Source organism: Prevotella sp. oral taxon 306 str. F0472, assembly GCF_000257925.1.
Taxonomy (GTDB): Bacteria; Bacteroidota; Bacteroidia; order Bacteroidales; family Bacteroidaceae; genus Prevotella; species Prevotella vespertina.
On the sequence record NZ_AJIN01000048.1, the window covers coordinates 29,995 to 48,099 of the forward strand.

Genomic DNA, 18,105 nt, shown 5'->3' on the forward strand with positions numbered 1-18,105 from the left:
TCTTGTTACTGATTATTATTGTTTTCTACTCTCAACACCCATCCTCCATGCGCTTCTATCTCTGCTATAATCTCGTTGTTACAAGCTGTGATTGTACGCAAATCGCGATAAAGACGGAGCCTAAAACGCCACATTCTTATATATAGGAATATACCCACTGGAAGGATAAATACCGAGGCTATATTCATCCATCTACGATCAAACGGACGTGTATGTGCTTTTACAGCAAGGATTGGATACTTATTTAAAGAGGTGAGGATTACTCTGTTTCGAGTATTTCCTAATTCTTCAATAATGCTCTCCAATTCTACATTTATATTCTCGATGTTATGATCGGCATGGTAACGGAAGAACACTTTAACCACATTTGGCAGTGCTTTCAGATTTCTTGATTGAGCGTAATCAGCAATCTTACCATTCATGATCTTCAATCGGTTCGCTATGTTTAAGTAGTCTGGATCATGAATAATAACCTCTTTACTTGCTATACTACGCTTGATACGCAAGCCAAGCATACGCCTCAGAACATTCCTATAAGCGTCTGCATTGAATACTGCCGAATCATTATTTGCCTTATAAGTAAAGAATGCCGCCATCGGAACTAACACTGCCATGGATAGTCCACGACCAAACCATATAGCCCAGTCACCCTGTCGAGACATGCGATAACCCGTGTTATCAAGGATGTAATAAACAATGAATACCAACACACTCACTATAATAGGTATACCCAAGCCACCCTTTCGGATGATGGCTCCCAATGGTGCGCCGATGAAGAAAAAGACGATACAAATAAGCGAAAGTGTGAACTTATTGATAAATTCAATATCGTGTTGACGTATCATCTTATCGCCATCACTGGTGATCATAGACTTGAAGTCGAGGTCGCTCACCTCCTGTTGAACAGTCGACAAAGCCTGATCTACGACCATACGTCGTTGGTCTGCAGGGAGCTTCTTAAACAATGAGTCAATATCGAACTTCTTGTTATCTGCCATCTTAATAGCCTGCTTCTTTTCTGCAGAAGATAGCTTAGGAGCAGGGTAATAAAGCGATTGTGCATCTTTGTAATAAGCCTGTCCTACACTATCATAAACATGCACTAACGAGTCCTTGTCATGGCTTATCTTTTCCAGACTCTTTGTACGTGCATCACTCGAGATACCCGCTACATCTGTCAGATTAAAGTCTCCGTTAAAGTCCAATACAATATGTTTATGAGCGAAAGTCTCCCTTCGGTAAGGAACACTTGCACTATTTCCCATCTCTTGCGAACGCATATTCTCAAACCATTCCCCACTCCATAAGTTCAAGACGAGGTGCTTCTTTTCAGCCGTAGACTGCAACATTCCAGAGTCAGCAAGGATGATTGCTTGATCCTCATAACTATCTGTCATGCGGTACACCATTATATTATATAGGTGTCCACTCTTCATATCTTTCCGCTCAACATATAGGTTTGTTTGTGGAATACCACCATAGAAAACACCCTCAGGAATCTCTAATTCTGGACTTTTATGTCGCATAGAAATAAGCAGTTGAGCCATATTCTTTTGTGCCATAGGAGCCACATTGTTCTGGAAATAGAATGAGGCTCCAGCAATAATAACGCTTATAACAATCAGTCCACGGAATGATTGAATCAACGAAATACCAGCCGATTTGATCGCAGTAAGCTCTGAACTCTCACCAAGGTTACCGTATGCTATCAGCGAAGAAAGGAGGATTGCAAGTGGAAGTGCTTGTGGAACCATCATCAAGCTCATATACCAGAAGAATTGTCCGAGCACCTCCATTGACAATCCCTTACCAATCAAATCATCCACATAACGCCACAAGAACTGCATCATCAGCACGAACAAACTGATAAAGAATGTTCCTGCGAAGAGCATACCAAACTGCTTGGCAATGAAGATATCTAACTTTTTAATACGAAACATGAGATGTTCTTAAGAATGTCTACACGCATTCATTTTACTTGCAAAAGTACATAAAAATATCATAGTAAAGGTCTTTTTTAGTATTTTTATTCTTTTCTCGAAGTCTTAATAACGCCAACTAAAAATGGGTGTGCAACTCATCTACATTGCTATCAGTTACTAACAGCAATTTAAAAGAGGCTCTCCTTACAAGAAGGAAACGCCCTTTTCACATCAAACTAGGCGTTTCTTCAAATGGAGAAGGGGCTTACTTCAAATATAAAGATGATACAACCTCTTCCCCTGTCTACACTTCTCTCGTAGTATTCAAATAGGGTGAATCATCATTCCCACATATTTTCTCCACTCCGATTAACTTCTATCTGCGATTCTCTTAACCCTTATCAGCTATCGAACAAAAACCTTATAATCATGATAAAAAAGTCGAATAACATTTGTGAGTATCATTTTTTTTCTATACCTTTGCACCGCTTTAAAGAAATAAAGCGCATGGATGGCGGGATAGCTCAGCTGGTTAGAGCGTCGGATTCATAATCCGGAGGTCGTGGGTTCGGGTCCCACCCCCGCTACAAAGATGGGAGTTACAGATTGTTCTGTAACTCTTTTTTTGTTTACGTAAGTATGAGTATGAGCGTAACTAGGGGTTAGATTGTATCAAATTCACCTCTTGGATAGCGCAACCCATTGAATACCAAGCAACAACAAAAACATCAATAATCATGTAAAAAAATATGAGAAAATCCTTTGTAATACCATAGTTTTTTTTTACCTTTGCCCCATCTTCGACTCTCAAAGAATAGTAGCAAAAGACTAGCATGCCCTTAACTAGTATCTAATCAGAGTCACGATTCATCTAATAACCTATAAGATATAATTAAAATGAAAAGGTTTATTCTGTTCATTGCAGCACTAAGTTTTTACGTTAACTTACATGCAAAAGTTGTCATAACAGGGCAAGTTACTGACGAAACAACATCCCCTATCATTGGTGCCGTAGTCAAGTTGGTCAATGAAACAACGTCAATTACACAGACAGTAACCAACAATGAGGGTTCATTTAACCTTACCATGGAGGAGAGCGATGGGCACAAAGAACTCATCATAACCTATATTGGATATACAGATTATCGTGTATCTCTGGAGAACACACAAAGGAATACCGACCTTGGAAAGATTCAACTGACTCCTTCCACACAAGAGTTAAAAGGTGTAGAAGTGGTTGGGAAGCGTGAAATACAGAAGATTGATCGGCGTATTATTACCCCTTCAAAACTCCAGCTAAAGGCTTCTACTAACGGAGTTATGCTCATACAGAACATGCAATTAGCTGGTATTCGGGTCAACACCATCGATAATACCATCAAGACGACGACTGGAGATGCAGTTCAATTACGCATTAATGGTGTCACAGTAAAGATAGAAGAAGTTAAAGCCCTACGCCCTCAAGACATTGTAAAGGTAGAATACCACGATATGCCCGGACTACGTTTTAATGGTGCAGCAGCCGTCCTCGACTTCATTGTGAAGTATAAGAATAAAGGTGGAAACATCAATGGTGACCTCACCGATGGACTATCGATGTTAGGCTATGGAGACAACCTTTTGTCTGCCAACTATCACAAAGGTAGATCCGAAATAAAGTCTTCTTTCTATTGGAATAGGCGTGATTTGAAGTGGAAAAGAGAGAACTACGAGGAGTACCACTACCCTCATCAGACCATAGAGAATAGAGAGATTGGTGAGCCAACAAAGGTTAAGTTTGATAATATGAGCTTCTCTCTGTGGTACAACTATTCGTTTAAGAAAAGCAGTATTAGTGCTATCTTCCGTGATTACTACAATAAAGAATCTAACTCAATGGAGGATAGAATCAGTACGCTTTATCGTGGTACTGATGCCTACCACATCACCGACTTTAGGCATGGACACGATAACACACCCTCGTTAGATTTGTATTTTCAAACTGAGCTTGCCCATAACCAGCACTTGTACTTCGACCTAATTGGCACTTACATCAATAGCCATAGCCAGCGTACATACACCTTATCATCAACCACACAACCTACTCAGACGATTGCTTCCATTACTGATGGTAACAAGTACTCCATAATAGGTGAGGGCATTTATGAGCGTATGTTCAAGAATAGTAAACTATCGTTAGGGTTGAAGCATACGCAGATGTACACTAATAACACGTATGATGGAAACATCCAAAGTCAGGTAAATATGAATACAGCAGAGACCTACGCTTACTCTGAATGGATGTCAAAACTGGGCAAGCTTACCTATACTCTCGGGGTGGGAGGGATGCGTATTTACAACCATCAGCACGATCAGAAGCTATCGAAGTTCATCCTTCGTCCAAAGCTCTCCCTCGCTTATCAACCTTGTAATAACGTAACTTTAAAATATCAAGGATACGTTTCGGCTTATGCTCCTTCACTCTCCGACATGAGCAATGTGTCACAGGATATCGATGTATATCAGCTTAGGAAGGGCAATCCTAACCTTAAGTCTGTCACCTTCGTATCGAATGAGTTGACCTTAAACTGGGGCACAAAATGGTGCGATCTATCGTTATTCGGAAGGTATAGTTACGATTCTCACCCTATCATGGAAGAGACTTATATTGACAACGGAAAGTTTGTTAGGACAATAGATAACCAAAAGAACTTCCACAGACTACATACCCAAATGGACATAAGATTGCATCCCTTTGGTGATTGGTTATCGTTACAACTTACTCCATTCTTCAATCGGTACATCAGTAACGGGCATACTTACGCACATACACTCTCGAACTGGGGACTGAATGGAAATCTACTTGTTATGTACAAACAATGGGTATTCACAGCCGAATTACAGACTAGATACAATGAATTATGGGGTGAAACTCTTACTAAAGGAGAAGCGAATCACTCCATATCAGTAGGTTATAACAAAGAGAAATGGGCGTTAAATCTTATCATGGTATTACCTTTCTCTAAACAATACTCAAATGAGACGGATAACTTGTCACGCCTCGCTCCTAATCGTCAACTGGCTTTCTCAAAGAGTTTTAGGCGAATACTTCTGCTTAACTTCACGTTCAATTTGAATTATGGGAAAGGCAAATCAAGCATCAATAAACGTATTTCCAACTCTGATAATGATTCTGGTATCATGCATGGAAGATAAAACAAACACCTTTCGAATCGCTCCTCTCTTATGAGAGGAGCCATCATCAATACAACAAAAAAGGCGAGCCTCGAAAGGTTCGCCTTATGAATTTAATCAGTAACAGTCGTGTCCTTACTCTGGAAGACTAATTGCCTCGTTAGGACAAACTGATGCACAAGTACCACACTCAGTGCATGCGTCAGCGTCAATCTTATAGATATCGCCCTCAGAGATAGCCTCTACTGGACACTCATCGATACATGTACCACATGCGATACAATCGTTGCCAATTACGTAAGCCATAATATAATGTCTTTAATGTTAATAATGTTTTTGTACTATAAATAGGCTTCTATACCTACTTCTGATGGTGCAAAGGTAAAAAGAAAATCGTTAATACCTAAAGATTATGAGATAAATTACAAATATTTAGACGGCATAAAAATAGAAAAAGGGGGCTTTTCAACAAGCCTTTTCATAGAACAATTACGCTTCTTACAGCTTATTATATCTAACATAAAACACAGCATACTAACATCTTACATCACATCCAAACAATCTCTCACATTGCCCTCTTCCATCTCTCTCAACCAATGTCTCAAGCGATAAAGATTGCATTGTAATATTTTACCAACAAAGTATTAGAATACAGAATACCTACAAGTAAGTAGGTACACAGACAATAAAAAGGAGGTAAAACACGTTTAAGAAGACAAGATGAAGAGAATTATATTATCATTAACTCTGCTTGTCATCGTCCTAACAAGCGGTGCTCAGGAACGGAAAGTACAGAACCGTCCCTATACAGACTTGCGTAATTTCCACTTCGGTGTACTTGTTGGTACACACTTGCAAGATATTGAATTGAATAATATTGGACCTCAAATGATTGACTTAGAGGATGGTGCTGGACCTGTGGAAAAGACTGTCTCCGCCGATCAAGACCGATGGGATGCGGGCTTCACGGTCGGTGTCTTGGGCGAACTACGCCTCAACCAGACCCTCCAACTACGCATTGCTCCTGCCATGTACTTCGGTACTCGGCACCTTACCTTCCGCAATCTTACAGACTTAAACAGCCTCGGCGAGCCTACAGAACAGGTGCAGGAGTTGAAGACCGCATACGTTTCTTGTGCCTTCGACCTCATCGCTGCGGCTCCAAGATTTAATAACCACCGCCCTTATGTCATGTTAGGTCTAAACCCAATGATGAATCTCTCGGGTAAAGACAACGACTATCTGAAACTTAAAAAGAGTGATTTCTTCCTCGAGGTAGGACTAGGCTGCGATTTTTATCTACCTTACTTTAAGTTAAGACCAGAGCTAAAATTCATGTATAGTCTCACTAATAGCCTTGATAAAAACCATTCCAAGAACCTTAGAGACAAGCACATGCTCATGTACACTAACACTGTCAACGAGTCACGAACTAAGATGATAGCCCTCACATTCTACTTTGAATAACCTTTCGCAATCTTCTTTTACACCCTGATTATTCGTTCAGAGGATTAGTAAAAAAGCCCGATTACAGATAAAGAAAGCCTTTTAAAATCTATGTAAATTTGGAGTTCAACTTCAAAATTACATAGATTTCGCTTTAAAAACACTCTTTTCTCTTGTCTTATCAGTATATTTTATGTAATTTTGAAGTCGTACTTCAAGATTACATAAAACGATCAATTACAAGCATATAGCAAATATTTTCTGATAGAAAAGAGGTCTATTTCGAGAAAAAGAGTATATTTGCAACATTATTAACAGTAAACTATAACAGAGCATGAAACAATCTTTTATCTTTATCGTAGCCCTTCTCTTCAGTCTAAACATCAGTGCGCAGAAGGCGGAGAAGCAAGACTCTCTGAACATACCAGTCATTCTGGTGGATGGAGTAGAGGTCAGTAACATAGACAATATAGCTAAAGATGACATCCAAAGTGTCACCGTCATCAAGACTCCAAGCGTCACGAAGCTGTTTGCACCACGCTTGGGTGGAGTGCTATGTATCACCACTAAGTCTAAAAAACACCTCAAAGAGATAATTGAGAAATACCAAGAAGACAAGAAGAAAGCTGACAAGAAGAAAGAAGATGGTAAGATTTATATAAGGTAAAAGACGATTAATTCTTGTTGAAATAATGCCACAAAAAAGGGACAGATAACCTTATCTGTCCCTATAATTATACTTCTGTTCAAATAGAACTAACTAATAGGTGATATTAAAGAGACGCTCTCTTCACAACAAAGGAAGCCTCTCTTGAGATGGAAGAGAGGCTCTTCTTAATGCAAGGAAACGCCTCCTTAAAATGGAGAACATAACATATCTTACTTAACAACATACCTTTTTACTCCTTAGAAAACATCACTACCCCCTCTTGTTTCTTACCATCCATCATTATCTTAAGCGGTTTTTGGAAACGAACATGGCGTACCCATTGTGTTTCCTCAACAGCAGGAAGAGCATCAAGAACGCTCCGTTGATAGAAACCATCACCCTTATAAGGATTGATCGTGAAGTAACCTACACCAAAGGAAGTAAGGTTTTGAAAGAAATGAGTACCTTGGCTCGGATCAACGCGGTAATTCTCTAGTCCCTCTTCAACAATGATTCGAGCTGCAGAAATGTGTGACCATTTGACAGGAATACCCAACCATGGATCACTCGAACCCCATCGACCAGGACCAACAAGGATGTAGTTAAGGTGCTGATCAAGGAACTTTTGGTTGATACTTTCTATTTCTGTTGCAATGATAGGATTATCTTTTGCAGTGAAAGAGCTATCTGTTTTGACATAAACCACATCCATCACATCATCCGATATACCATGTCCAAGAGAGTTATGACTGCGTAAGAGACATTGTTCATCAGGTATAGAAGAGAGGTTTTCATCTAGTCGTTGCTTTGAATCAACAATCGGTCTGATCTGAAGAAGATACAATTCTCCTGTCTTATCAGCATTTAGATTGACTGCAAACTCTATCTCCACAGGACGTCGCATAGCGTCAGCACCATAGCGCATAGCCATCTGTAACAACTCTGGTAATGGGAAAACTCCCTGTTGAAGAACGCCACAGCAGGATATAATCTTTCGTCCTTCATAAAGTCCATCATAGATTGTTTCGTCATCAACAGAATAAGTAGAAGCAATATAAAGGAGGCTTCCGTCAGACTCAGCATCTTTGAGATTGAGTTTGAGAATATTAAAACCATCATCCACTTTAAAGTCTTCCCCCACATGCTGCATATCGAGTGCATAGAATTGAGTTTGGGTCTCTCTGAGGGCTAACTTCAGTTCACTTAGTTGTAACACATGCTGTGGATGATACGGACAAACACGTAGAGTTTGACCGCCATCAACGATATATTTACCTAATCCTAGTGCCAAAGACACGATTCCTTCTTCGGTTTTCTCCTCCCCTATTGGATAATAATTTAAAGAACGAAGAACGCCTGAAAGATTAGGATAGAATCGATTATCATATTTCTTACCGACCACTTGCTGCAAGATAACTGCCATCTTCTCTTGGTCGATAACATTACTTGTTGCGGTCATATAGGCTTTAGAGTCTCGATAATAAACAGAGGCATATACCGCCTTAATAGCGCATGCCAACATACGTAACATTTCGTATTTATCCTCTAGATAAGGTATCATATAAGTGGAATAAATACCTGCGAATGGTTGGTAATGGCTATCTTCTAACAGGGAACTTGACCGAACGGCAATAGGCGAACGAGTCGCTTCGAAGAAGGCAAAGAAGTCGCCTATAAACTCATCAGGGAGCTGTGCCTCAAGGAAAGCATGGAGTATTTCATCATCGGTGGCATCGCTTAGTGCAATTTGATAAAGGTTGTTTCTCTCCATGAAACTATCGAAGACATCCGTACAGAGAACGACAGTCTTAGGGATTTGAACCTTTGCATTTGAATATTGATTGAAGTCTGGATGCCGCTTGATAACATTATCCAAGAAGGCTAAACCACGCCCCTTGCCTCCTAACGAGCCATCGCCAATACGTGCAAAGTGGGCATATTGATCGAATTTATGCCTATCGAAAAGGGCGACAACACCTTCATTTCTCATGCGACGATAGGCTACTATGGCATCAAAGATAATCTGTCTGTGTGCATCAACATCTTGTAACTTATGCCAAGTGATGTCTTTTAGGAAGGAAGAAACGGGGAATATGGCACGAGCAGACAGCCAACGACTCACATGATTGCGTGAGATATGATAGAGCATGGAGTCTTTTGGTATCTTAAAGATGTTGTCTTGTAAGTCTTTTAGGTTACGGATGCGCATGACCTCAGCACGTGTTTCAGGATTACGAAAGATGAAGTCACCAAAACCCATGTGCTCTTCAAGAAGATGACGGAGGTCAACACTCATCTTCTTAGAGTTCTTATCAACAAAGCGGAAGCCTTCATTCTCTGCTTTCTCACGGTTATCACTCTCAGAACTCTCTATGATTAAGGGTAGATACTCATCCTCTTGATGAATAGCACGGAGCAACTTTAAACCAGCTTCAGGGTCTTTAACAGAATGAATTGGTTGTCCCGTGGTAGATTGTATGCCCTCTTCTCCATCACTAAGAGGGAATCGCATATCGGAAATAACACCTAAGCAATTATCCTTATAACGCTGATAAACATCCCAGGCTTCCTTATAATTGCGGGCAAGAACAACCTTCGGGCGACCACGTTGACGCAAGGAAGCATCGTGCCGAGTCAACGCCTCGGTAGCAAAGTTTTGACTTTGTGTAAGGATATAACTATATAAGTTAGGTAGAATAGACGAATAGAAACGGATGGAATCTTCGACAAGTAAAATCATCTGGACACCTACTTCACGAATATCATGCTCTATGTTCATCTTGTCTTCCATTAACTTAATGATAGAAAGAATTAGGTTTGTATTGCCTAACCAACAGAACACATAATCAAAGATACTTAGGTCTTCATGCTCTATTCGCTTCGTTATGCCATGAGAGAAAGGCGTGAGAACAACGCAATGAATATCTGAAAACTCTGCTTTCACAGCTCTTGCCACATCGAAAGCATCGTTATCTGCATTGCCAGGCATACATATTACAAGATCAATATCTACTGTATTCAATACTCGAGAAGCCTCTTCAATGGTCGAAACTTGCGTAAATGTTGGTGGATAACGCAATCCTAACTCCATATACTCATTATAGATCTTCTCTTCAACACGCCCATCATCCTCTAACATAAACGCATCGTAGGGGTTAGCAACAATCAAAACGTTGTAGATACGACGCATCATTAGATTGACAAAGCTTACATCTTTTAGGTAAAAGTTGCTCCATTGAACTGGTACTTGCTCCTTCATCGGCTTGAAACTTAATTTTCTACAAAAATACGAAATAAACACAATCCACCCTATCTTTTGGTTATTTAAATGATATATTTTTTATTACTTTGCACATTCAACGTGCCTTTGACCTCGCAACAGAGGTATCAAAAAGAAAGGAGAGAACAAAAGTTTTTCGATTTTCATTTGGTTATTTGATAGAATATGGATATATTTGCTGCACCATTCTAACCGAATGACACTAACTAACATAAACAAATAAAGTCAGTTTACTATGGAAGTCGAAAAAATCATGCAAGCGCTGGAGCAGAAGCATCCAGGTGAGTCTGAGTATTTACAGGCAGTTCGTGAAGTTCTTGTCTCAGTACAAGATGTCTACAATCAGCACCCAGAGTTTGAGCGTGCTAGCATCATCGAGCGTATCGTTGAGCCTGAACGTATCATCACATTCCGTGTACCTTGGGTAGATGATCAGGGCAAGGTGCAAGTGAACATCGGTTATCGTGTTCAATTTAACGGTGCTATTGGGCCTTATAAAGGAGGTTTACGTTTCCACGCATCAGTAAATCTTAGCATCTTAAAGTTCCTCGGTTTCGAGCAAACATTTAAGAATGCACTCACAACATTACCTATGGGTGGTGGCAAGGGTGGCTCTGATTTTTCTCCACGTGGTAAGAGCGATGCTGAGATTATGCGCTTCTGTCAATCTTTCATGAATGAGTTATATCGTCATATTGGACCTGATGAGGATGTACCAGCAGGTGATATAGGCGTTGGTGGACGTGAGATTGGTTATCTCTTTGGGCAATATCGTAAGCTAACCCACCAATTCCAAGGAATGCTCACAGGTAAGGGCAGAGAATGGGGTGGCTCTATCCTCCGTCCAGAAGCAACTGGTTATGGCGCTCTCTACTTTGTTCATCAGATGATGGAGACACACGGACTTGATATAAAGGGTAAGACCGTTGCTCTCTCTGGATTTGGTAATGTGGCTTGGGGTGCCGCTAAGAAGGCAACAGAACTCGGTGCAAAGGTCATCACATTGAGTGGTCCTGATGGTTACATCTACGATCCAGACGGCATTAGCGGTAATAAGATTGAATACATGTTAGACCTTCGCAATAGTGGTAACGATGTTTGCGAACCATACGCAGAGAAGTATCCTGGAGCACAGTTCTTCAAGGGTCGTAAGCCATGGGAGCAGAAGGCTGATATCTACTTGCCATGTGCTACACAGAACGAATTGAATGGTGAAGACGCTGATAAGATTTTAGCTTATAAGCCATTGTGTGTTGCTGAGGTTTCAAATATGGGCTGTACCGCTGAGGCTGCTGATAAATTCACCGAGGCTAAACAACTCTTTGCTCCTGGCAAGGCTGTTAATGCTGGTGGTGTTGCTACATCAGGTCTAGAGATGTCACAGAACTCTCTCCGCCTCTCTTGGAGTCCGGAAGAGGTTGATCAGAAGCTCCACTACATCATGAGCTCTATCCATGAGCAGTGTGTGAAGTATGGTAAGCAAGCTGATGGTCACATTGACTATATTAAGGGCGCAAATATTGCAGGCTTTATGAAAGTAGCGAAAGCTATGCTTGCACAAGGTGTCGTATAAATAAAACCAGTCATTCCTCCCCCTCTATTCCAATCTTTATAGATGAGAGGGGGATACAAACTACTAAGAGGAGGCTGGTTTATTAATTGATTATTTATGAATACATTCAGACTTCTCTTGGTAGTTTTTTTATCACTACTAAGTAGTATTAAATTGGCAGCACAATCTTCGCTGCCAGATGGCAAAGCATCTTATTATAGTAACGGACTACATGGTCGTAAGATGAGTAATGGTGAGCGCTATGATAAGAATGCCTTTACTTGTGCACACCGAACCTTACCTTTTGGAACAAGATTAAAGGTTACAAATCCAAGAAATGGTAGGTCTGTAATTGTAAGAGTTACTGACCGCGGTCCTTTCGTACGTGGTAGAATTGTAGATTTATCCTATGCAGCTGCTCGTGAACTAGGTACCTTGGCTAGTGGAGTTGCTTATGTAAAAGTTGAAGTGGTACCAAAAGACACAGAAATCCCATTCATGAAAGAGTCAAAGGGTATCGAGATGCCTGAGGTGGAATATGGAACTGCAGGTGTATGTTACGAGTTTATACCAGAATGGGAAAAGCAAGAAGAAGATAAGCCAAAGGAGATTGAACGCAAAGTGGATACGCGAATTGATCGTAAATACATCACGCAACAGGTGAAGAGTGAAAAGGCTCAAAGTGCAGAAGGACGTAAGAACCTTCAAAGTTCAACAGGTAGATCTTCGGCACAAGAAGTAAAATCTAAGGGAAATAATTCCACTGCACGCAATACACAATCATCAAATAATCAGCAGCAGGGCATACAGCAGAGGAAAGCAAATACACAACAAAATAAGCAGAACACACAAAACCAGAATGCAAAGAATGGTTCTAGTAGTAGCTGGACAAACTTCTTTAAACGAATCAAAGATGGTGTAACAGGCTTATTTGAGTAAGTTGTAGACTTTCTAAGGCATAAGGGAGAATATTCTGTCAAGCAGATGAATAAGGGGGATATATCCCCGCAAATAACGGATATAGATGTTAATTGCCTATCCCCTTCTGATTCACATTGCTAGAAGAAATCAGCTTATTGTTACTTCCTTATCAGTTCATCGCCCCCTATAAGGCCTTTAAGATAGAAATAATCAGCCTCAGTGTATTAGGTCTACCCTGCCTTCCCAATCAATAGAAATACTACAGAAAGAAGAACATAAGCCAAGGACTTAAACAACAACTGGGATAGACGTTATCGCCTATCCCAGTATCTGTCGTATCAAAGCTAATTATCAGGTGTTAGTCATATATCACAATATATATTCAATCAGTCGTATGATCTATTTACTTGTCTTAATGTTGAATTCTGTTACTTTACTTATACTCTTTTGCCCTTGTAAGACGGTTACAGCAAAGGTTGCCACACCTGCCTTAAGACGCTTATCAGCCTTCACAATAGCTGTATAACGAACGCCCTTACCGGGTGCAATACTCTCTATGTGGACTGATGGACTAATATAAATATGCTGATTACCACTTGTTTCTAATACTGATGGTTGTACATCCGTGATCGTCTTATCACTATGATTCATCACTTCAAAGATAATCTTACCAACTTCATTGCGTGATAAAACACCATCCTGATTATCATCAACAAAACGTGCATTGATTATCTCAATGTTCGGAACGTACTTATAGTTACCTGCCAACTGCTCTACGCTTGATTCTGAAGGGGTCTTGCTCTTTGGTTGAGCAGCACTATAATTGTCAGTATAATCACTTCCTTCGAAATCATAAAGACGATCATCACCAGAATTAGAAGCACTGAACCCGCTACTATCTACACGATTTGGAACAGCATAAACATCTGTTTGAGTATCATTTCCATAAGTAGAACGCTCTTTTTGCTCACGTGCTTTACGCTGCTGTACCTTCTCATAATGATCGTGAACATCATCCTTAGCACGCTGATCAGCCTTCTGACCCATTGCCGCACCAATAACAGCTCCACCAGCCATACCAACTATTGTTCCTATATCTGAACCTCGACCGCCACCAGCAATTCCACCGATAGCACTTCCCAAAATACTACCCAACGAACCACCTGACATTGCGCCAGAACCAGCATAGGTTCCACAACTACTCAGCAAAATAGCTGCAGATATGGGGAGGATAAATAACTTCTTCATATATCATTGTTATTATATGTTTGCAAAAGTAACAACTATATTATAGGACGGCAAAGATATTTCCCTACTCGAGTAGGGGAAACCCCTATAAAGACATTATCACATGACTATTGCTCAAAGATTGAATACAAAAAAGACTATCATAATTTCCGTATAAAACAAATAAATTAGGCTGTACGACAAGAGAATAGTTATAAAATAAGACAATCAACAATGAGCCTATAACTAAGTTTCCTGCGTATACGAAGAACTTGTAGCTCGCAATCGCATAGAATTACAAAAGAGCACCATATACACAACTAATATAACAAAAAGAGTCTAGTAGGATCAAGAAAATTCACATTCTCCCTAGCGGAACATTCATGTTCCCTTATTGGAACATTCGTGTTCCGGCATGGGAACACTTGCGTTCCAGCACGGGAACATATAAGTTCCGACACAGGAACACCAACGTCCCTTTAGAGGAGCAACAAGTAAAGTATATACAAAGAAGAGAACATACAGATGAGAACGTTGCCATTCTTACTAACGACAAAGAATAATTGTTCTATGAGAAAATCATCGCTCACATATAAGCAACGCGATAAAATCCTTATTTAAAGTTGATTCCATTTACTACTTATGCTTACATATGAAGCTATAACTTATCCAGAATGAAACGACTACTGAGCGTCTACGACTACTAAGATAACTTGACACTAACAAATTCAAGTTAAACAACAATAGCTAGTCATAATACATTTAAACAGCGTGCATCAAACCAATGTAAATAGAAAATAAAAACTCCCGATACATTAAGTATCGAGAGTTTCCTATTATAGAGATAAAATCTATTCGGATTATTCAGCCTTTACCTCTTCAGCAACGTTCTCAGCAGCCTCTGCAGGTGCATCAGCCTTCTTTGTAGAACGACGGCTACGACGAGTCTTCTTAGCTTCAGCCTTTGGAGTCTTAGCCATGTTCTCATCATAGTCAACAAGCTCAATAAATGCAATCTGAGCAGCGTCACCCTGACGAGTTCCGAGCTTGATAACGCGTGTATAACCGCCTGGACGATCAGCTACCTTTACTGAAATCTCCTTGAAAAGCTCAGTAACAGCCTCTTTGTTCTGAAGATAACGGAATACAACACGACGTGAGTTAGTTGTATCATTCTTAGAACGTGTAATCAGCGGCTCCACATACTTCTTAAGAGCCTTTGCCTTAGCAAGAGTCGTAGTGATTCTTTTGTGCTGAATCAAAGCAACTGCCAAGTTTGAAAGCAACGCAGCGCGGTGGTCAGCAGTACGACCCAAATGGTTGAATTTCTTATTATGTCTCATTTTGTTTTAAACTTGTTGTGGATAAACCCGTCAACTTGTCGTTTAGACAACTCGTCAACTATTCTTTATCCAATTTATACTTTGTAATGTCGGTTCCAAACGACAGATTCAGACTCTCGAGCAAATCATCAAGCTCAGAAAGCGATTTCTTACCAAAGTTACGGAACTTAAGAAGATCCGTCTTATTGTACTGTACGAGGTCGCCTAATGACTCTACATCAGCTGCCTTCAAGCAGTTGAGTGCACGAACACTCAAGTTGAGACTTGCGTCGGTCAACTTGGTCTTCAAGAGCTGGCGCATGTGCAGAACCTCCTCATCAAACTCCTGGTTGCCCTCCTGATCTGGATTCTCGAGAGTAATCTTCTCATCAGAGAACAACATAAAGTGATAAATGAGAATCTTTGCAGCCTCTTTCAGCGCATCCTTTGGGTGGATGGAACCATCGGTCGTAACTTCAACAACCAATTTGTCATAGTCGGTCTTCTGTTCAACACGATATGGCTCAACGGCATATTTTACGTTACGAATTGGGGTGTAGATGGAATCGATTGGGAGTACGTTTACATCAGTGCAGTATTCACGATTTTCCTCAGCAGGAACGTAACCACGTCCCTTGTTGATAGTCAAATCAATCTGCATAGAAGCCTTGGAGTCTAAATGACAAATCACCAAATCAGGGTTTAACACTTCAAATCCAGTCAGATACTTACCGATATCACCTGCTTTGAATTCGGTGGAATTCTCTACGGTGATACTAACTTTCTCATTCTCGAATTCTTCTACTACTTGCTTGAATCGAACTTGCTTGAGATTCAAGATGATGTTGGTAACATCTTCCTTTACACCAGGAACTGAAGAGAACTCGTGCTCAACACCTGCTATACGAATGGTATTGATTGCGAAGCCTTCCAGCGATGAAAGGAGGATGCGACGAAGAGCGTTACCAATGGTAACACCGAAGCCAGGCTCAAGTGGACGGAATTCGAACTTGCCGAAATGGTCATTGGCCTCCAGCATCACTACTTTATCAGGTTTTTGAAATGCTAATATCGCCATTAATTTAATGATTTTATTGTTTAGAGTACAACTCAACGATTAACTGCTCCTTAATGTTCTCTGGGATGTCAGCACGATCTGGACGATGAAGGAACTTACCGCACTTAGCGTTATCATCCCACTCAAGCCAAGGATACTTGCTGTGGTTAAAGCCTGCCAAAGCAGCCTCGATAACCTCAAGTGACTTAGCCTTCTCGCGAACGCCAACAACATCACCAGCCTTTACCTGATAAGAAGCAATATTTACGACATTACCGTTAACAACAATATGCTTGTGGCTAACGAGCTGACGTGCAGCAGCACGAGTAGGAGCGATACCAAGACGGAACACTACATTATCCAAACGACTCTCAAGGCTCTGAAGAAGAACCTCACCAGTGATACCATCTGCCTTAGCAGCCTTGTCGAAAAGATTACGGAACTGACGCTCCAAAACGCCATAAGTGTATTTAGCCTTCTGCTTCTCTGCAAGCTGAGCACCATACTCAGATACCTTGCGACGACGATTATTGCCGTGCTGCCCTGGAGGGAAGTTTCTCTTAGCTAATACCTTATCTGCGCCGAAAATTGGCTCACCAAAACGGCGTGCAATTCGTGATTTTGGACCTATGTATCTTGCCATAATTAATATGAATTCTTTTAATTGTTATAAGATGTGATTATACACGACGACGCTTTGGAGGACGACAGCCATTGTGTGGCAACGGAGTAACGTCTACGATTTCAGTTACTTGAATACCTGCTGCGTTCACCGCACGGATTGCGCTCTCACGACCGTTACCTGGACCTTTAACGAATGCCTTAACCTTACGAAGACCAAGATCAAAAGCTACCTTTGAGCAATCCTCTGCTGCCATCTGTGCAGCGTAAGGAGTATTTTTCTTTGATCCACGGAATCCCATCTTACCAGCCGAAGACCAAGAAATAACTTGACCCTCGTTGTTAGCCAAAGATACAATAATGTTATTGAATGAGCTATGTACATGGAGCTGTCCAAGTGCATCAACTCTTACATTTCTTTTTTTAGATGTTGCTGATTTCTTTGCCATAATTAATTTCCTCCTTAGAATTACTTAGTAGCCTTCTTCTTATTAGCAACAGTCTTCTTCTTTCCCTTACGGGTACGAGCATTGTTCTTAGTACTCTGACCGCGAACAGGAAGACCATTACGATGTCTAACACCACGATAGCAACCTATATCCATGAGGCGCTTGATGTTCATCTGGATCTCAGAACGGAGATCACCTTCAACTTTGAATTCAGCACCGATAATTTCACGGATCTTGGCTGCCTGGTCATCAGACCACTCGCTGACCTTCAGGTCACGGCTAATACCAGCCTTATCCAATATCTTTGCTGAACTACTTCGACCAATACCATAGATATAGGTCAATGCGATTTCGCCACGCTTATTCTGGGGCAAATCTACTCCAACAATTCTTATTGCCATTGTTTGATAATTAAAAAATTAATGTCATTTTGCGCTAAAAAGCACGCAAAGGTAAGCATAATTTACGAGAGAGCTTACCTCTTT

General features: G+C 40.7%; 14 protein-coding genes and 1 tRNA gene. 6 read left to right on the forward strand and 9 right to left on the reverse strand.

The window, feature by feature from the left end:
• Positions 1-5: 5 nt before the first annotated feature.
• The gene (locus tag HMPREF9969_RS07220; RefSeq protein ID WP_009435166.1) at positions 6-1,940 is read right to left on the reverse strand and encodes an LptF/LptG family permease; all 1,935 of its coding nucleotides are present in this window, start codon (positions 1,938-1,940) and stop codon (positions 6-8) included.
• Positions 1,941-2,435: 495 nt separating this feature from the next.
• Between HMPREF9969_RS07220 and HMPREF9969_RS07225 the strand changes: the two genes are divergently transcribed.
• A tRNA-Met gene (locus tag HMPREF9969_RS07225) sits at positions 2,436-2,509 on the forward strand.
• A gap of 310 nt (positions 2,510-2,819) precedes the next feature.
• A complete protein-coding gene (locus HMPREF9969_RS07235; RefSeq protein WP_009435206.1) occupies positions 2,820-5,117 on the forward strand; it encodes a carboxypeptidase-like regulatory domain-containing protein in 2,298 nt (765 codons plus the stop codon).
• A 114-nt stretch (positions 5,118-5,231) separates the two neighbouring features.
• On the opposite strand, the gene HMPREF9969_RS07240 is transcribed toward HMPREF9969_RS07235, so the two are convergent.
• The gene (locus HMPREF9969_RS07240; protein WP_004383733.1) at positions 5,232-5,402 is read right to left on the reverse strand and encodes a DUF362 domain-containing protein; all 171 of its coding nucleotides are present in this window, start codon (positions 5,400-5,402) and stop codon (positions 5,232-5,234) included.
• 414 nt (positions 5,403-5,816) lie between these two features.
• Between HMPREF9969_RS07240 and HMPREF9969_RS07245 the strand changes: the two genes are divergently transcribed.
• Positions 5,817-6,563, forward strand: coding sequence for a porin family protein (locus HMPREF9969_RS07245; RefSeq protein WP_009435192.1), 747 nt, complete (start codon positions 5,817-5,819; stop codon positions 6,561-6,563).
• Positions 6,564-6,876: 313 nt separating this feature from the next.
• The gene (locus HMPREF9969_RS07250; protein ID WP_009435199.1) at positions 6,877-7,209 is read left to right on the forward strand and encodes a hypothetical protein; all 333 of its coding nucleotides are present in this window, start codon (positions 6,877-6,879) and stop codon (positions 7,207-7,209) included.
• 232 nt (positions 7,210-7,441) lie between these two features.
• Here HMPREF9969_RS07250 and HMPREF9969_RS07255 read toward each other — a convergent pair whose 3' ends face one another.
• Positions 7,442-10,450, reverse strand: coding sequence for a PEP/pyruvate-binding domain-containing protein (locus HMPREF9969_RS07255; protein ID WP_009435162.1), 3,009 nt, complete (start codon positions 10,448-10,450; stop codon positions 7,442-7,444).
• 256 nt (positions 10,451-10,706) lie between these two features.
• Between HMPREF9969_RS07255 and gdhA the strand changes: the two genes are divergently transcribed.
• Both gdhA and HMPREF9969_RS07265 read left to right on the forward strand, forming a co-directional pair.
• Positions 10,707-12,044 (forward strand): NADP-specific glutamate dehydrogenase, encoded by a 1,338-nt coding sequence (gene gdhA, locus HMPREF9969_RS07260; RefSeq protein WP_009435208.1) that lies wholly within the window; start codon positions 10,707-10,709, stop codon positions 12,042-12,044.
• A 96-nt stretch (positions 12,045-12,140) separates the two neighbouring features.
• Positions 12,141-12,962, forward strand: coding sequence for a septal ring lytic transglycosylase RlpA family protein (locus tag HMPREF9969_RS07265; protein WP_036895438.1), 822 nt, complete (start codon positions 12,141-12,143; stop codon positions 12,960-12,962).
• 381 nt (positions 12,963-13,343) lie between these two features.
• Here HMPREF9969_RS07265 and HMPREF9969_RS07270 read toward each other — a convergent pair whose 3' ends face one another.
• The 6 genes from HMPREF9969_RS07270 to rpsM form a co-directional block, all read right to left on the reverse strand.
• Positions 13,344-14,192 (reverse strand): hypothetical protein, encoded by an 849-nt coding sequence (locus HMPREF9969_RS07270; RefSeq protein WP_009435202.1) that lies wholly within the window; start codon positions 14,190-14,192, stop codon positions 13,344-13,346.
• Between the two features lie 839 nt (positions 14,193-15,031).
• Positions 15,032-15,514 carry a 50S ribosomal protein L17 gene (gene rplQ, locus HMPREF9969_RS07280; protein ID WP_009435185.1) on the reverse strand — a complete coding sequence of 161 codons (483 nt, stop codon included), beginning with the start codon at positions 15,512-15,514 and terminating at the stop codon, positions 15,032-15,034.
• Positions 15,515-15,572: 58 nt separating this feature from the next.
• Positions 15,573-16,571: a DNA-directed RNA polymerase subunit alpha gene (locus tag HMPREF9969_RS07285; protein ID WP_036895439.1), complete on the reverse strand. Its 999-nt coding sequence runs from the start codon at positions 16,569-16,571 to the stop codon at positions 15,573-15,575.
• A 13-nt stretch (positions 16,572-16,584) separates the two neighbouring features.
• Positions 16,585-17,193 (reverse strand): 30S ribosomal protein S4, encoded by a 609-nt coding sequence (gene rpsD / locus HMPREF9969_RS07290; protein WP_009012408.1) that lies wholly within the window; start codon positions 17,191-17,193, stop codon positions 16,585-16,587.
• A gap of 37 nt (positions 17,194-17,230) precedes the next feature.
• Positions 17,231-17,620, reverse strand: coding sequence for a 30S ribosomal protein S11 (rpsK, locus tag HMPREF9969_RS07295; protein ID WP_004383890.1), 390 nt, complete (start codon positions 17,618-17,620; stop codon positions 17,231-17,233).
• Between the two features lie 20 nt (positions 17,621-17,640).
• On the reverse strand, positions 17,641-18,021 hold the full coding sequence (gene rpsM, locus HMPREF9969_RS07300; protein ID WP_004361628.1) for a 30S ribosomal protein S13: 381 nt from the start codon (positions 18,019-18,021) through the stop codon (positions 17,641-17,643).
• Positions 18,022-18,105: the final 84 nt, after the last annotated feature.

Coding starts and splice junctions, on each gene's coding strand:
- HMPREF9969_RS07220 (WP_009435166.1), bottom strand. CDS start 1,940: ATGTTTCGTATTAAAAAGTTAGATATCTTCATTGCCAAGCAGTTTGGT.
- HMPREF9969_RS07235 (WP_009435206.1), top strand. CDS start 2,820: ATGAAAAGGTTTATTCTGTTCATTGCAGCACTAAGTTTTTACGTTAAC.
- HMPREF9969_RS07240 (WP_004383733.1), bottom strand. CDS start 5,402: ATGGCTTACGTAATTGGCAACGATTGTATCGCATGTGGTACATGTATC.
- HMPREF9969_RS07245 (WP_009435192.1), top strand. CDS start 5,817: ATGAAGAGAATTATATTATCATTAACTCTGCTTGTCATCGTCCTAACA.
- HMPREF9969_RS07250 (WP_009435199.1), top strand. CDS start 6,877: ATGAAACAATCTTTTATCTTTATCGTAGCCCTTCTCTTCAGTCTAAAC.
- HMPREF9969_RS07255 (WP_009435162.1), bottom strand. CDS start 10,450: ATGAAGGAGCAAGTACCAGTTCAATGGAGCAACTTTTACCTAAAAGAT.
- gdhA (WP_009435208.1), top strand. CDS start 10,707: ATGGAAGTCGAAAAAATCATGCAAGCGCTGGAGCAGAAGCATCCAGGT.
- HMPREF9969_RS07265 (WP_036895438.1), top strand. CDS start 12,141: ATGAATACATTCAGACTTCTCTTGGTAGTTTTTTTATCACTACTAAGT.
- HMPREF9969_RS07270 (WP_009435202.1), bottom strand. CDS start 14,192: ATGAAGAAGTTATTTATCCTCCCCATATCTGCAGCTATTTTGCTGAGT.
- rplQ (WP_009435185.1), bottom strand. CDS start 15,514: ATGAGACATAATAAGAAATTCAACCATTTGGGTCGTACTGCTGACCAC.
- HMPREF9969_RS07285 (WP_036895439.1), bottom strand. CDS start 16,571: ATGGCGATATTAGCATTTCAAAAACCTGATAAAGTAGTGATGCTGGAG.
- rpsD (WP_009012408.1), bottom strand. CDS start 17,193: ATGGCAAGATACATAGGTCCAAAATCACGAATTGCACGCCGTTTTGGT.
- rpsK (WP_004383890.1), bottom strand. CDS start 17,620: ATGGCAAAGAAATCAGCAACATCTAAAAAAAGAAATGTAAGAGTTGAT.
- rpsM (WP_004361628.1), bottom strand. CDS start 18,021: ATGGCAATAAGAATTGTTGGAGTAGATTTGCCCCAGAATAAGCGTGGC.